Annotated in this window: 16 protein-coding genes; 12 read left to right on the top strand and 4 right to left on the bottom strand. The window is 41.9% G+C overall.

The features are described 5' to 3' along the window. Nucleotides 1-11 precede the first annotated feature (11 nt). The 4 genes from iadA to ACFFGV_RS08215 all read left to right on the top strand — a co-directional run bounded on the left by iadA (nucleotide 12) and on the right by ACFFGV_RS08215 (nucleotide 4453). The gene (gene iadA / locus ACFFGV_RS08230; RefSeq protein ID WP_377346566.1) at nucleotides 12-1181 is read left to right on the top strand and encodes a beta-aspartyl-peptidase; all 1170 of its coding nucleotides are present in this window, start codon (nucleotides 12-14) and stop codon (nucleotides 1179-1181) included. Nucleotides 1182-1366: 185 nt separating this feature from the next. Next, nucleotides 1367-2425 carry a PQQ-dependent sugar dehydrogenase gene (locus ACFFGV_RS08225; protein ID WP_377346564.1) on the top strand — a complete coding sequence of 353 codons (1059 nt, stop codon included), beginning with the start codon at nucleotides 1367-1369 and terminating at the stop codon, nucleotides 2423-2425. A gap of 73 nt (nucleotides 2426-2498) precedes the next feature. Next, nucleotides 2499-2942, top strand: coding sequence for a hypothetical protein (locus tag ACFFGV_RS08220; protein WP_377346561.1), 444 nt, complete (start codon nucleotides 2499-2501; stop codon nucleotides 2940-2942). A gap of 170 nt (nucleotides 2943-3112) precedes the next feature. Next, on the top strand, nucleotides 3113-4453 hold the full coding sequence (locus ACFFGV_RS08215) for an alanine/glycine:cation symporter family protein (RefSeq protein WP_512700585.1): 1341 nt from the start codon (nucleotides 3113-3115) through the stop codon (nucleotides 4451-4453). Between the two features lie 378 nt (nucleotides 4454-4831). Here ACFFGV_RS08215 and nhaC read toward each other — a convergent pair whose 3' ends face one another. From nhaC to ACFFGV_RS08200, 3 genes are all read right to left on the bottom strand, one after another. Next, nucleotides 4832-6247, bottom strand: a complete 1416-nt coding sequence (gene nhaC, locus ACFFGV_RS08210) for a Na+/H+ antiporter NhaC (protein ID WP_377346555.1) — start codon at nucleotides 6245-6247, stop codon at nucleotides 4832-4834. A gap of 229 nt (nucleotides 6248-6476) precedes the next feature. Next, complete coding sequence (gene mreBH, locus ACFFGV_RS08205; protein WP_377346552.1) at nucleotides 6477-7484, bottom strand: rod-share determining protein MreBH; 1008 nt, start codon at nucleotides 7482-7484, stop codon at nucleotides 6477-6479. 208 nt (nucleotides 7485-7692) lie between these two features. Continuing rightward, entirely contained in the window at nucleotides 7693-7827 is a 135-nt protein-coding gene (locus ACFFGV_RS08200) for a YflJ family protein (RefSeq protein ID WP_377346549.1), read from the bottom strand. Between the two features lie 190 nt (nucleotides 7828-8017). Here ACFFGV_RS08200 and ACFFGV_RS08195 point away from each other — a divergent pair, with 190 nt between their 5' ends. From ACFFGV_RS08195 to ACFFGV_RS08185, 3 genes are all read left to right on the top strand, one after another. Beyond that, nucleotides 8018-8773, top strand: coding sequence for a YkgJ family cysteine cluster protein (locus ACFFGV_RS08195; protein ID WP_377346546.1), 756 nt, complete (start codon nucleotides 8018-8020; stop codon nucleotides 8771-8773). A gap of 40 nt (nucleotides 8774-8813) precedes the next feature. After that, nucleotides 8814-9476: an MOSC domain-containing protein gene (locus tag ACFFGV_RS08190; RefSeq protein ID WP_377346544.1), complete on the top strand. Its 663-nt coding sequence runs from the start codon at nucleotides 8814-8816 to the stop codon at nucleotides 9474-9476. Nucleotides 9477-9770: 294 nt separating this feature from the next. Continuing rightward, nucleotides 9771-10484, top strand: coding sequence for a CAP domain-containing protein (locus tag ACFFGV_RS08185; protein WP_377346541.1), 714 nt, complete (start codon nucleotides 9771-9773; stop codon nucleotides 10482-10484). A gap of 460 nt (nucleotides 10485-10944) precedes the next feature. On the opposite strand, the gene ACFFGV_RS08180 is transcribed toward ACFFGV_RS08185, so the two are convergent. After that, on the bottom strand, nucleotides 10945-11721 hold the full coding sequence (locus ACFFGV_RS08180; RefSeq protein ID WP_377346538.1) for a phosphatidate cytidylyltransferase: 777 nt from the start codon (nucleotides 11719-11721) through the stop codon (nucleotides 10945-10947). A 185-nt stretch (nucleotides 11722-11906) separates the two neighbouring features. Between ACFFGV_RS08180 and ACFFGV_RS08175 the strand changes: the two genes are divergently transcribed. The 5 genes from ACFFGV_RS08175 to ACFFGV_RS08155 all read left to right on the top strand — a co-directional run bounded on the left by ACFFGV_RS08175 (nucleotide 11907) and on the right by ACFFGV_RS08155 (nucleotide 15696). After that, nucleotides 11907-12404, top strand: coding sequence for an O-acetyl-ADP-ribose deacetylase (locus tag ACFFGV_RS08175; RefSeq protein WP_377346836.1), 498 nt, complete (start codon nucleotides 11907-11909; stop codon nucleotides 12402-12404). A gap of 119 nt (nucleotides 12405-12523) precedes the next feature. Next, nucleotides 12524-12982: a nucleoside deaminase gene (locus ACFFGV_RS08170; protein ID WP_377346535.1), complete on the top strand. Its 459-nt coding sequence runs from the start codon at nucleotides 12524-12526 to the stop codon at nucleotides 12980-12982. Between the two features lie 208 nt (nucleotides 12983-13190). After that, nucleotides 13191-13691, top strand: a complete 501-nt coding sequence (locus ACFFGV_RS08165; RefSeq protein WP_377346533.1) for a PTS sugar transporter subunit IIA — start codon at nucleotides 13191-13193, stop codon at nucleotides 13689-13691. A gap of 94 nt (nucleotides 13692-13785) precedes the next feature. Next, the gene (locus ACFFGV_RS08160; protein WP_377346530.1) at nucleotides 13786-14613 is read left to right on the top strand and encodes a PRD domain-containing protein; all 828 of its coding nucleotides are present in this window, start codon (nucleotides 13786-13788) and stop codon (nucleotides 14611-14613) included. Between the two features lie 135 nt (nucleotides 14614-14748). Continuing rightward, entirely contained in the window at nucleotides 14749-15696 is a 948-nt protein-coding gene (locus ACFFGV_RS08155) for a carbohydrate kinase family protein (protein ID WP_377346528.1), read from the top strand. Nucleotides 15697-15704: the final 8 nt, after the last annotated feature.

Raw genomic sequence — 15704 nt, 5'->3', positions numbered from 1 at the left:
GGTGTGTAAATATGCTGACCATTATACAAAACGGAGAGTTATATGCTCCAAATTATCTAGGGAAAAAAGATATATTACTAGTAGATCAGCGAATTGCTGCGATAAAAGACAAGTTAGAGGTGCCTGGCGGAGCTTTTGACATAAAGGTAGTGGATGTCCAAGGACAAATGGTTGCGCCGGGTTTTTTAGATTCCCACGTTCACATTACGGGAGGTGGGGGTGAAGGAGGATTTAACAGTCGAACACCGGAATTGCAGCTTACAGATGCTACTCTTAGTGGCGTCACGACGGTAGTCGGTGTACTTGGAACGGACGGTACGACAAGAACAATGGGCAATTTAATTGCGAAAGCGAAGGGCTTAAAAGCAGAGGGGTTAAGTTGTTATATTCATACAGGCTCTTATCAGGTGCCAGTTAAAACTCTAACGGGCAATATCGAAGAGGATATACTCTATGTGGAGGAGATTATTGGAGCTGGAGAGATTGCTATCGCGGATCATCGTTCCTCACAGCCAACTACACAGGAATTTGCGAGGCTTGCCTCTCAAGCGAGAATAGGTGGAATCCTCTCAGGAAAAGCAGGAATTGTCAATGTTCATGTCGGCGATAGTCCTGATAAAGTTTCCTTGCTTGAAGAGGTAGCTGCTTCCACAGATATACCGATTAAACAATTCTATCCTACTCATATGAATCGTACAGAGCAATTGTTTGAAGCTGCCATTCAGTTTGCGAAAAAAGGAGGATGGGTTGACTTTACGACTAGTACAATTCCGAAGTTCCTCGAGGAAGGTGAGCTAAAATGCGGGGTTGCATTAAAGAGAATGCTGAAACAGGGTATCCCGCTAGAACAAATTACCTTTACCTCTGATGGTCAGGCTAGTCTTCCTGATTTTGATGAACAAGGAGAGTACGTCGGAATGAAAATAGGTAAAGTAAGCAGTTTATTTCAGGCTGTCCGAGAGGCAATCCTTGAGGAGGGTTTAGATATGGCGACTGCTTTACAGGTCATTACTGCCAATCCGGCTTCCATCTTAAAGCTGCCTCGCAAAGGGCGGCTTAAGGAAGGGATGGACGCCGATATCGTTGTGTTGGATCAGGATTTAGCTATTCAGCATGTTTTTGCCATGGGGCAGCATATGGTGAATAACGGGGAAGCAATCGTGAAGGGTACCTTTGAATAGAAAAACAAGGCCAATCCGTTCGGTGCTATATCGAGCTGCATTGGTCTTTTTATATGGCGTTGCTCACACTAATAAGCTGTGCTCCCTATGAATACAATTCACTTCAGAATGAAGCTTCTGCGATATTCATTACCATTGCTTTCATGTAAAATGAAGGAAAGATTTGGACAAGGGAGGATTGTGACATGAAAAAGCTCACCGGGGCAATTGTTTTTATACTCTTGGTTGGATGCAGTGCCAATAACACGGACACAGAAGACCAAACAGGAGCTCCCCCATCTAACAGCCAGGTGCAACAGGTTATTGCGAAAGAGTTAGATGTGCCATGGGATATAAACAAGCACGAGAACACTTTTTTCATTAGTCAACGAGGTGGAAGTATCGTGGAGGTAGGAGAAGCTGGAGAGAAAGAAGAGCAGGAGCTTTCTTTATCAAAGGACGTAGTGGAAAAGGGGGAAGGGGGATTACTTGGTTTTCTGCTTCATCCTTCCTTTTCTGAGACGCAGGAGGCTTTTCTATATCATACGTATGAACAGGAAGGGAAGCTGTTAAACAGAGTCATCACGATTAAATTGGAGGAAGGTGTTTGGAAGGAACAAAGCGTATTGTTGGATCAAATACCTGGGGATTCTATTCATAATGGTGGAAGGCTGGAAATGGGACCGGATCAGAAATTATATGTTTCTGTAGGAGATGCTGCTAAACAAAGTAGTGCCCAGGACAAGAATACACTGTCTGGAAGTATCCTTCGAATGAATATGGATGGTACGGTACCTTCTGACAACCCATTTGACCAAAGCTATGTCTATTCGTACGGTCATCGTAATCCACAGGGGATGGCTTGGGATGAAGATGGGACGATGTATGCGGCAGAACATGGTTCCTCCGCTCATGATGAGATCAACATTATTAAGCCTGGTCATAATTATGGATGGCCTGTAATACAAGGCGATGAGGAGCAAGAGGGAATGGAAACGCCTTTGTTTCACTCAGGAGATGAGACATGGGCTCCTTCTGCTCTCGCTTATAATCAAGGAAGGCTGTTTGCGGCAGGTTTAAGAGGAGAGCAGCTTCGAATGTTTGATTTAGAGGAGAAAGCTAGTTCCGTTTATGTACAGGATGTAGGAAGGGTGCGAGATATTTTAATTGCGGAAGCCTCCATGTACATCGTAACGAATAACACAGATGGAAGAGGAACTCCTGGACCTGAAGATGATAAACTCATACAAATTACGACCGAATGAAGAGGTTTTGTAACAAAAGCCTACGTGATGAATACACTATCAACGACTTCTTAATTAAAGGGGAGAGATAAACGTGTATCATCAACAACCACATAACATGCAAATGCCGTACGGTAACATGATGCCTGACCAACACAGCCAGGGACAACAAATGGGTGGCCACCATCAAATGCCAATGCAGCAACACATGCAACAGCCCATGCAGCAGTCGCCTCAGGAAATGAAAGAGTACTGTGAAAAACATATGTATTATTTTGTTATTATTGAAATGCAGGATGGCAGTCGATATGATGGCATTATTGTAAATATCGATGCTGAAAATGTGTATGTCTTAATGCCCGCTGGCGATGAAGATGAAAGCGGCGAATCGTCTGATGAAAGACAGTTTGGTTACGGATATGGAGGATATGGCCCAGGGTATGGGGGATATGGGTACCCTTATCGATTCCGACGATTCCGTCGTTATCGTTTCCCATTTTTCGGTATTCGAAGCTTCTTTTTCCCGTTTTTTATATAATGTATGGGTAATCCCTCTGCTTTGGCAGAGGGATTTACTTGTGATTACATATCCTTTTTGTATGTCTAACATAATTTGTGTATTGCTGAACAGGTGAAAGATGTGCCATAATGATTAGCTGGAATCTATTACGTTACTATACTAAAGGATAGAGGGGAAGGATACGTGACATGAAGGAGATAACTAACTTCTTTCAACTGATAAATTCATTCCTATGGGGACCTGTCATGTTAATCTTACTCCTTGGAACAGGGGTTTGGTTAACATTTCAGTTGCGTTTTATACAAGTAACACATCTGATTGAGGGATTTAAGAGAACCTTTGCGCCATTGTTTAAAAAGCAAGAGAAAGAAGATGGAATCAATTCCTTCAAGGCGCTCGCTACATCTATCTCAGCTCAGGTAGGGACGGGAAATCTAGCTGGTGTTGCCACCGCCATCGCGGCTGGAGGACCAGGTGCGATTTTCTGGATGTGGATAAGCTCTTTCTTCGGTATGGCGACTATTTTCGCGGAGGCCGTGCTAGCTCAAGTGTATCGGGTGAAAAAGGGTGATCAATTTGTGGGCGGTCCTGCCTTCTATATAAGAGATGGGCTGGGCAGTCGCTGGTTAGCGGGATTCTTTGCCATAGCTATTATTATTGCTTTAGGCTTTGTTGGGAATATGGTTCAGTCCAATGCTATTACAGTCGCGTTTAATGAGGTGATAGGAGCGGACAGCCTTTCCTTCCGGCTGATACTTGGTATGGCTATTGCCATTCTCATCGGATTGATACTCTTTGGGGGCATTCAACGAATCTCCTCCTTTGCTGCTAATGTCGTTCCTGTTATGGCTCTATTATATATAGTAGGGAGCTTGGTTATTTTAGTAGTACATGCTGATCAAGTGTTAGACGCCTTCCAACTGATATTCGATTCTGCCTTTACACCGCAATCTGCAGCTGGAGGAGCATTGGGTGCAACGATTAAAGAAGCAATTCGGTATGGAATTGCGAGAGGATTATTTTCTAATGAAGCGGGAATGGGTTCGACGCCACACGCTCACGCAACTGCCCAAGTGAAGCATCCAACGAATCAGGGCTTAGTAGCGATGGTGGGGGTCTTTATTGATACAATGGTAATTTGCACACTGACTGCAATGGTCATATTAGTCACAGATGCCCATCATTCCGGACTAGAGGGGAGTGCCATAACTCAGGAAGGCTTCGCTAGAGGACTCGGATCATTTGGTACCCCATTTATTGCAGTCTGCCTTCTGTTCTTTGCCTTTACTACTATTTTAGGATGGGCTTATTTCGGTGAAGTAAATGTGCGCTTTTTATTTGGACAAAAAGGCATTGGATTATATAGAGGACTAGTCCTAATCTTTATCGTACTAGGTGCCCTGGTTAAGGTTAGCTTTGTATGGGAAATGGCAGACACCTTTAATGCACTGATGGTGCTTCCAAACATTCTGGCATTGCTCGCTATGAGCTTTGTGGTGAAGCGGAAATGGAATGAATATAAAGGATAATAAAGCTGGAATGACTGTAAGCGCCAATAAACAATATTGGCGCTTTTTTACATAATGAATAGGGTTGTCCTTTAGGCAGGATTAGGAGGATTAGGTTGGTTAGAAAATTCACGTGTTATCGTCTATGTGCTAAGGGTTCCTGGAGTTCTACTTCAAAGCTGTAAATTGGTAATAGTAGGTTCATATACGGGTAGAAGGAGGGAATAGATGGAACAACATACTCTTTCCTACGACTCCACATCGTTTAGAGCTGAAGACAAGCGAAATAATATCAGTCCGACCCATCCTTTTCAGCCTGATAATCAGTATGTAAGTTTACAAAAAACCTCCTCTCTCCCTAACTGTAATGATAAGGGAGAGAGGAGGTTTGTCATTTGCTTACCCATATTGGCGTATAGGCTCTTCTTCATTAGGAGTGGATGTGTGGTTTAATTTGGTGATGGTAAAGCCAGTAAAGCCATAAATTAAATTAATAGCTATAACAAGATATGCAAAGAAAATAAATGGAATAAAGCTGTATGGACTGATGCTCAGCATGTCACTTACAAATACAGCGGTAACTCCCCATGGAACTAAGTTAATACCAACTGTTCCTGCCGCTTCTACAGATCTGGAAAGATTTTTAGGATCAATTCCCTTTTCCTCATACGTAGACGCTAACGCGCGAGATGGTAAAATGATCGACATGAACTGCTCCCCGCTTGAGAATGCCACAAGGAGGGTGGAGGCTACAGTTGTGCTGATTAGGGAACCGGTACTATTAATCTTCGCAATTAATCCTTCTAAAAGTGAACGGAAAATGTTCGTTCCTTCCATAACCCCGCCTAATGCTGTAGCAATAATAATTAGTCCGATCGTATTCAGCATGGAAGCTATTCCACCACGAGTCAGAATGGAATTTAGCGCGTCTGAGTTTGAGTCTGCTACATATCCATCGGTCATCACTCTCATGACATCCCCAATGGAATTACCTTGAACTATCATGGCGACAGCTCCACCTAACGCACTCACAATCAGTAGAGTCGGGATTGCCGGGTACTTACGAATGATAAGGATGATAGTAATAACCGGTAACAACAACAATGCTGGATGAACGGTAAACGATTCTGTAAGGCCGGATAATATAGTATTAATATTTTCAGTCTGCACATTGCTCGTGGAAGCATTCCGCCCAAGTAACCAGAATAGAACGATGGAAATAACGAAGGCGGGGATGGTGTCCCATAGCATATGACGAACGTGTTCGAATAAATTGGCACCAACCATTGCTGGCGCTACATTGGTAGTATCAGAAAGAGGAGAGAGCTTGTCTCCGAAAAAGGCTCCTGATACAACTGCTCCAGCTATATGGGCTCCTGGAATACCCATTCCGGTGCCGATAGCCATAAAAGCTATCCCAACGGTAGCGATAGAAGTAAAGGAGCTGCCAAGAGAGATAGCTATCACTCCAGTGGTTAAGGCTACAGTTGGTAAAAATAACTCGGGTTTAATGACTTCTAGTCCGTAATAGATAATGGTTGGAATGGTGCCGCTAAGCATCCATGTGCCAACGATGGTCCCAATGATAATTAAAATGAATACTGCAGGCAATGCTCTAGAAACCCCATCCTTCATAAATGTTTGCAGGTCATCCCAGGAGTATCCGTGCATCACTCCAATGATTGAGGTTACAATAATTCCAATCATTAATGGTAGAAACATAGAGATGTTCCAAACCATGATAGATAGAGCGGCTGCTATGATTAATGCAATAAGAGGTAAGAGTGCTGTGAGAAAAGCAGGCTGCTTTTGCATGATGTACATCCTTTCTAATCTAGTGCTATATAGTTTAATGCTTTTACGCTTTTATGCTTTTACTTACTAAAATATTGTACGGCTGATTTAGGAACACGTCAACCGAAAAGTAGGAGGGTTTATTTGGAAGATATAATAATAAGCCCCTGACTTCGTGTCAGGGGCTTATTAGAATGCTATAGATACTCTTTTACAGTTTCTTCATGACAAAATGCTTGTACTTTAAGTGTTATTTAGCGGCTTTTTGTAGTTTCTGGATCATTTTTAGAGAACGGCCCGTACCAATTGCGACGGATTCTAGTGGATTTGGTGCCAGATGTACAGGTACGAAGATTTCTTTACTTAGCCATTCCTGCATTCCTTTTAGTAATGCACCGCCGCCGGTAAGGACAACACCATGATCGACAATGTCCCCGCTTAGCTCGGGTGGGCAGTCTTCTAATGTAGCGCGTACTGTTTCAAGAATATGATCAAGCGATTCACGTAACGCGCTTTGTACTTCCGTTGAGGATAAGGTAATGGTCTTTGGTAATCCGGACACCATGTCGCGGCCACGAACCTCCATTGATTCCTCTTCATGGTCTGGTTGAGCGTAGCCGATTTCCATTTTAATTTCTTCGGCTGTTTTCTCCCCAATGAGTACGTTGTAGTGCTTTCTGACATAGTGAGTAATTTCTTCATCAAGCTTATCCCCACCAGTTCGGATAGAGCGGCAGGAAACGACGCCACCAAATGAAATGATAGCAACTTCACTTGTACCGCCACCAATATCGAGGATGACGTTAGCAACAGGCTCACTTACAGGTAAGTCAGCACCTATCGCAGCGGCGACAGGCTCTTCAATAAGGTGGACATTTTTTGCGCCATAACTTTTGACAGCGTTATGAATTGCTCGGCGTTCCACTGATGTAGAGCCGGAAGGGGTACAGATGACTACGTTTGGCTTTCTGACGGAGAGTCCCATGCTTTTACTGACTTTCTTCAGCATCTCCTTTAGCATTTGCGCTGTAATATCGTAATCTGCAATTACTCCTTCTCGAAGCGGACGGACAGGCACCACATGTTGCGGCGTTTTACCTACCATGCGCTTAGCTTCGTGTCCAACAGCAAGAACATTTTTCGTATTGGTGTCAATAGCGACAACGGACGGTTCGTTGAAGACAACACCCTTGTTTTTTGAATATATCAGAACATTTGCGGTACCTAGGTCAATTCCAATCTCTGCAGTTGTAAACATATGTGTACTTCCTCCACTAATCGTAGTTCTATCTATAGTCTTTCTAGTTAAGTAGTCGTTTTTTGGGGGTTTATTAGGTGGTAATTCCCCCCTAAAAGTAATTTATAGTAAATTTTTTGTGTGGGAACGAGCGGTCTACCTTTATTAGAATCAGAAAAAAGGGTACAAAAAAAGCAGGAAGCGTTATGCCCCTGCTTTCATTTGTACCTTATTTTTCAGCGCGTGCGAAATATAGGTTTGCAAGAATGTGCTTCTTGTAGCTTTCAAGCTTACGTCCTTCATAACGGCTCATGCCAAGCTTTTTCAGCTCGTTTACATACCAACCTTTGCTTCCGATATGCATCCCTATCATCCTTTCATATATAATTGCTTACATATTAAAGAGCATTAATCGTCGTTAGACATTGTATCATCAAATCCAAGCAAGCGAAAGTCATTGAAGAAAAAATTTTATTTTACCAATAATTTCACGCTTAATTTGAACGGGTGAAGTTCTCTGTTACATGTTACCATATGGGGAGGGAGGGAATCATGTGGCGGATAGTTATTTAACCTATGAAGAGATACTAAAGAAAATTGAATTGATCAATGATCAGTATGAAATAAATGAAGAATACTTCGGTACGATTGTGGACCAGTTGCTATCGAGTAACTTATCTGGAGATGAGATAATTAAGGAAGGCTTCCAACAAATGCTGGAGCAGGTTAACAAGGAAATGGAGAAGATGGAAAGCTTCATGGACGTTAAAGCAACATGTTTCATGGGCTGTGCGTTCTGTTGTTATTTTCCGATTATTATTACTGGCATGGAAGCTAAATCTATTACAAGGATTATAGAAACTTGGCCTGAAGAGCGTAGAGAAAAAATCGTCCAGCATCTAAGAAATTATTTTCAGACGTATGAGAAGGAAGTGGAGCAGGTAACTTCTATAGATAGAGAAAACGATCCGAATTTCAAACAGAAGTATATTGCTGCTCAAGTTCCTTGTCCGTTCTTAAACCTAGAAACGAATACATGTATGGCATATGAGGTTCGTCCTATACCTTGTCGTACCTATGTGAATTATGCAGACCCTGAAGTTTGTGCCACGAATCATATGCCAAAGGAAACCATTAGCTATGAGTTCCTATATGATTTCTATATCGGTGCTTTAAATGAAATTCTCCAGGAGCTGTATGAGGGAGGGGAAGAAACATACGTGGATTACCCTTCAGACTTGTGGAGCTACGATTATTTAGCCAATTGGTTGAAGGATTGGGTGCAGGAAGAGAACACGACTGCATACTAATGATAGAGGATAGTGACACCAAAGGAGTGGAGTGTGGACAATGGGGGAGAAGTACACAATTGTGTCGATGCATGTTGGTGGTCCTAAACAGGTGGTACGTAACGGAGAAGAGCTGTACACGAGCTTTTTAAAAGCTCCCACTACAAAGAGGATTGCCTTAACAGAAACTGGGCTAGTAGGAGATGGGCAGGCTGTTACCGAACATCATGGCGGGGAGGAGAAGGCGGTTTGCGTCTATCCATACAGTCACTATCACTATTGGGAGAAAACGTTAGGTAAAACGATGGATTACCCTTCTTTCGGAGAGAATATAACCGTTAAGGGACTAACCGAGGAAAATGTGTATCTTGGAGATATTTTTCAATGGGGAGACGCCATTGTTCAAGTCAATCAGCCGAGAAAGCCTTGTAACCGTATATCCTTTGTTCATCAGGAGAAGACGTTGACAAAGCAAGTGATGCAAACTGGTTTTACGGGTTTTTATATGCGTGTGATAGAGCCAGGGGAAGTGTCAGCTGGGGATGTATTGGAACGGGTAGAGCAGCATCATGAGCAAGTCTCGATAGCTTTAGTGAACCAAACACTATATTTCGATCGTAAGAATGAAGCAGCACTGCGTTCTATTTTGAAAGTGGACGCCATTGCCTCCACCCTCCAAGAGCAAGTAGAAAAAAGGCTCAAGAGTGTAGTAGACACAATATAACAAAACCATTACAAAGAGGCCCTAATGTTACAACGAAGGGTCTCTTTTTCATGTCGTCAATAGCTATTTATATGAAATATCTATACATAATGGAAAACGGTTCCATTTAGAGAGGGATTGTGAGTATTTTGACAAATCCTGTACTAACAATGGGTGAATGTTCTGAGAACTGTGGGAAAGGGTGACAGGAAGCATTGTTGGAAATTCCTCCCGTAATTGTTACAGCAAAACAGGTGTTACGATGTAGTTGTCCCATTGGAGACACAAAAACAACAAATCGGGAGGAGATTCACCTTGTTAAAGAAAATTACAGTTACAACTGCTTTGGCAGCAACGGTATTAGCAGGAGGAGTAGCACAAACAGAAGCGAGTGCTCAATCCGATTCTCAACAAAAGAATATTAAGATAGTCGCAAACCAATCTCTACAATCTTTCAATAAAGAAGAAATCCAAAACTGGATTAATCAACATCTATCAGACTATCAACTGAAATGGGACAAGCAACAACAAGCTCCAAAACAACAGCAAAAAGAGGAGCAGCCTCAACAAGCTACAACAACACAGCAGCAGCCACAACAGGAGCAAGAAGCAACACAACAACAGCAGCAATCTGAGCAGCAATCTACTGAGCTTAGTCAATATGAACAGAAAGTAGTTGAGCTGACGAACGAAGAACGTAAGGCGCAAGGTCTTGAGCCTTTACAAATAGATAAAGAGTTAAGTAATGTTGCAGAGAAGAAGTCAGAAGATATGGCAGCGAATAACTACTTTTCTCACAACAGTCCTACGTATGGTTCTCCATTCGATATGATGGACCAATTTGGAGTGGACTACCGTACTGCTGGGGAGAACATCGCAAAAGGACAGCGCACTCCACAAGAAGTAGTGGACGGCTGGATGAATAGTGAAGGTCACCGTAAGAACATTATGAACGAAAGCTTTACACACATCGGTGTAGGGTACGTGGAAGATGGTAACATCTGGACACAACAATTTATTGGTAAATAACTTGTAAGTATGCCTTTTTGTCATAGTTTAGAAGGACTAACTCTATTCGTAAGAGTTGGTCCTTTTTTTTATTGACTTCAGCAGGTCAACGCGGCTGATGGAATAGCTCACTGAGCATTTATGGGCGAATTTTAAAATTTATGAGCGGATCTTCAGGAATATAAGCGAATTTTTAAATTTATGGGCGAATATCGAAAAATATAAGCGAATTTCAAAATGTATGAGCGCACCACCCTAATTCTTCTATATATGCTAGGCTCTGAAGACATACATCACAAGAGGTATCTTTACTTTTCAGCAAAATAGGAGCAGTTTTTTCAAACAAAGACACTCATCTACATTATTATTCCGAAATCGGGACTATCATTAGCTATATTTTTCAACCTAAAATCCACATTAGTCTTTAACAAAAGCCATACAAAAAGGCTGTCGAAAATCTCGACAGCCTGCATCAACGGGTTTATATGACACCTATAAGTTTCAATCCAATAAAAACGAAAATCCAGCTATCTAAACGGTCGAATACACCGCCATGACCTGGGAAAATTCTCCCGGAATCCTTGACTCCGTAATGACGCTTTAATCCCGATTCCACTAGATCCCCAACTTGTCCTGCTACGGAGACAACTAGCGTAATAATGAGCGTGTTCATATAACTTTGATACGCTCCAAGTGCTGCTTGAAGAGAAAAACCAATCACTAAGGCAGTGATAATACCGCCAAGTGCCCCTTCAATTGTTTTGTTCGGACTAATGGCCTGAGCGAGCTTGTTCTTGCCGAATTGCTTCCCGATAAAATAAGCTCCAGAATCTGTTGCCCAAATGGTGAGTAAGACAACAAAGGTCCATTCTGCACCTCGATCTAAACGTGCCTCCGCCATGGATTCAAAGCCAAAGCCGATATAAAGTACGCCGATTAACACGGTGCCAGCTTTTTCTATTGAAAATCCTCGATTAAACACGGTCGTGGTAATGAAAAACACGACTAGCGCGAGGAGTACTCTTATTTGTAATTGGGAATTCCAATCGAAAAGTAGCGGGGAAAACATTAAGATAATACCGAATATCCCAACAAAGAATTTCGTCCCAAACAATCGAATTTTAATAATTGTGGAGTATTCATAGAATACCATTAGAGCTAAAGCTAGTGTGAAAAACGTAAAAAAGTATCCTCCAACATAGAATGGAATGAGAAAGAGGACCGCCATTAAAATTCCAAATATTATTCGTTGTTTCATTTGTACACATCCTTGGTTTGCTAATACGAATGTAAATGTTTTGTAAATGTAGCTAGAATAAGATTAACATAACTGAGTTCCTGCGAGAAGTTCTATCTTTAAATGAGAGAGCGAACAGGATGTGTAGTCTTCCATGTAGAGGGGAATCTATTATGAAAAGACGGCTTCAGAAAGGGGAGGTTCGAATGAACATAGAAGTAGTGAAAGGTGATATTACCGCGATTGAGGTAGATGCAATAGTCAATGCTGCGAATCGTCAGCTAGCTGGCGGAGGTGGTGTGGATGGAGCTATTCATCGTGCAGGAGGTCCGGAAATTATGGCAGCATGTCGAGAGATTGGAGAATGCCCTACCGGGGAAGCGGTTATCACGACAGGAGGAAAGCTGCCATCACCCTATGTTATTCATACTGTAGGTCCAGTATGGAAGGATGGCAGCCAGAGGGAGGACGAGCTTTTGGCAAGCTGTTATCGTCAAGCTCTCTCTATCGCTGAGAAGAATTATTGCAAGAAGGTTGCGTTCCCAAATATCAGTACAGGGGTGTATGGATTTCCAAAGCAGCGAGCAGCCCAAATCGCTCTCGACACTGTACGAAATCAGTCCGGTTATGTAAGCGAGGTAGAAGAGGTGATTTTTGTTTGCTTTGATCAAGAAAATAAGGAAATCTATGATTCCCTTCTATGAATGGAGCCTTATATTCATAAAAACCTGATGAAATAGGTAAACTAATCACTCAATGGTTTTATTATAAAGCGAACGGGAAACGGATAACGAGAGAAGAAAGAAGAAATGAGGTAATTTAGATGAATTATGTACAGCATGCACTAGAATTAGCCGCAGAGAATGTGAAGGAGGGAGGAGAACCATTTGGTGCTATCATAGTAAAACAGGATGCTGTAATAGCAGAAGGCGTAAACCAGCTTCACCATCGGTATGACGTTTCGGCACATGCTGAAATGGAGGTGCTTCGGAAGGCTCAGGAAACCTTGCAGACAAATGACCTGAGCGATTGTATTATGTACACGAGTGCGATTCCATGCCCTATGTGCTATGCTGCAATGTACTTTGCAGGGATACAAAAGGTGTATTACGCTCAGAGCTTGCAGGATTCAGAGGAAGCAGGATTAACAACCGCAAAGGCTATTTATATGGACTTAGCTAAGCCGGTCGAACAAAGAGGCATAGATATGATTCATACTCCTTACGAGAAAACAGCAGAGGATCCCATGATGCTTTACAAAGAGCGCCACAATAAGGGTTAACACATTTTCCGTTAACCTGTATATACATCCCTTTGTACGTTACTTGACAAACGGCTGAAACCGATTTACGCTTGAAGTAAATCGATATAAGTAGGATTGTTACTGTAACAGCAGGCAAGACCTAAAACGGATAAGGGATACCACCTGGAGTTTTAGGTCTTTTTTTAATTCCAATATTTAACACATTAATGAATAAAGGATGATCAACATGTTCAAGAAACTATTTGGTAAAAAAGAAGAAGTCAACAAAGAAAACGTATTGGTATCTCCCCTAGATGGTAAAGTGGTTCCTTTAGAAGAAGTTCCAGATCCAGTGTTCTCTCAGAAAATGATGGGAGAAGGCATCGCAGTAGAACCTACTAACGGTGAAGTTGTAAGCCCTGTTGACGGCAAGATTGTACAAGTGTTCCCTACCAAGCACGCAGTTGGTATTGAAACGGACTCTGGCTTAGAAATACTTGTTCATATCGGATTAGAAACTGTAAGTATGAATGGAGAAGGCTTTGAAGGGCATGTAAGCCAAGGGGATAAAGTAAGTGCAGGAGATAAGCTTATTACCTTTGATGTAGATTTAGTCAAAGAAAAAGCGAAGAGTACTGTCACTCCCGTTATCATTACAAACAGTGATTCAGTTGAAAGCATGGATACTTTGAATTCTGGAGACGTAGTGAAGGGGCAGACCGAGCTATTAAAAGTAACAGCAAAATAATCGTCTTATATTGAAATATGTCTTACACTAATATAGGAGAGGATGGATAGATGGAATCCATGTTGCCATATTGTATATGAGGTGGAAGTAACGAATGAAGATAAATAAAATATTAAATAATAATGCAGTAGTCGTAAAAGAAGGCACCGAAGAAAAAATCGTAATGGGTGCGGGGATTGCTTTTCAGAAGCGGAAGAATGATGTCATTAATCAACATAAAATAGAAAAGATTTTTGTCATGTCGGAAGAAAATGAGAAGTTTCAAGAATTGTTAAGATCCTTGCCCGAGGAAGTTATCGATATAGCTGAAGAAATTATAAGTTATGCAGAAGGCTATTTGCAAGTTCCGCTAAGTAATCATATACACATTGGCTTAACGGACCATTTATCGTTTGCCATTAACCGTACAAAATCAGGCTATCCTATAAAAAATAAACTGTTAAATGAGATAAAGACCTTATACGCAAAAGAGTTTCATGTTGGTGAATGGGCTATTAGGTACGTAAAGGAACAAATAGGACTTACCATGCCGGAGGATGAAGCAGGCCATATTGCCCTGCATATCCACACAGCAAAGCTTGATTCCAGTAATATGCAAAGCGCTATTAAACATACCTCTATGATTACGGAATTGCTAGAGCTATTAGAGGAGCGAATCGGGTATCCATTGCAGCGGAATAGTATATCTCACCAACGGATGGTAACCCATTTACACTTTGCGTTAAACCGGTTTGAAATGAACGAGCCTTTTCATGATATAGATCCGGACATGCTTGATTTAATAAAATCGAAGCACGAAGAGGCATATCGGTATGCACAGGCTATGGGAGAATACGTGGAGCAAGAATATAACGTATCCTTCCCGCTCTCAGAAGTTGGCTATATTGCCCTACATATTCAACGCATTATTGATAGGACATAAGCTGGCTTCTGATGAAAGAGATACAAGATCAGGGGACGTCTCTCCTGATCTTTTCTTCTGTATTAGTCCTGCATTTTCTTCCCATAAGCCTTTTGGAATATCCTAAGATTAGAAACAATAAAGGAGGCGTTACACATGAAAAGCGGAATTATAAGTCTTGGTGAAGCGTTAATTGATTTTATCCCTATGAGTGCAGAGAACATTCAGTATCAAAAAAGCCCAGGTGGAGCACCGGCAAATGTTGCTGTGGGAGCTTCGAGACTAGGGTCTCGGGTAACCTTTTTAGGGAAAGTAGGAAATGATTCGTTAGGTGCTTTTTTAAAGGAAACTTTAGCAGGGTACGGGGTACATACAGACGGTATGATTTTATCTAGAGATTATCGAACGAATATTGTAATGGTTACTCTTGGCGAGGACGGAGAACGAAACTTTGAATTCTTTATCCAGCCAAGCGCGGACCAAATGCTAGAGATCAGCGAGATAAATGAATCCTTGTTTGAGAAGCATCACGTTCTTCACTTTGGTTCTATATCAATGATTCAAGAGCCGGTGAAACAAGCAACGGAGCATGCAGTTCGACTGGCTAAACAAAAGGGCATGAAAATATCCTTCGATCCTAACCTTCGTATGAGCCTATGGCCTTCTAAAGAGCAGGCAAAAGAGACGATCATCTCTATGCTCGATCAAGTAGATGTGTTAAAAATTTCAGAAGAAGAATTAGCTTTTATTACTGGAGAACAGGACATTGAAGCTGGTATCCAAGCAATGCGTACGTATGATATTCCGCTCTTGTTCGTTACGCTTGGAGGAGAAGGCAGCTACATCGTAATGGAGGATGAAGTGGGAAGAGTTCCTGCTATGAAAGTAAATGCTGTGGATACTACTGGTGCAGGAGACGCATTTGTATCAGGCGTGCTGCATTCCATTAATCAATATGAAGGGGATTTACGAAACCTTTCTATGGAAGAGGCAAAGGATATGGCGGAATTTGCAAGTGTTTCTGGTGCACTAGCTGCATCTACGAAGGGTGCCATGACAGCACTTCCGACTTCTGAGCAAGTTCAACAATATTTAAGCGAATAAAGGAGCTG

The sequence above is a fragment of the Pontibacillus salicampi genome (genome assembly GCF_042434395.1).
GTDB classification, from domain to species: Bacteria; Bacillota; Bacilli; order Bacillales; family BH030062; genus Pontibacillus; species Pontibacillus salicampi.
This window is presented reverse-complemented; position numbering and strand designations above follow the sequence as displayed.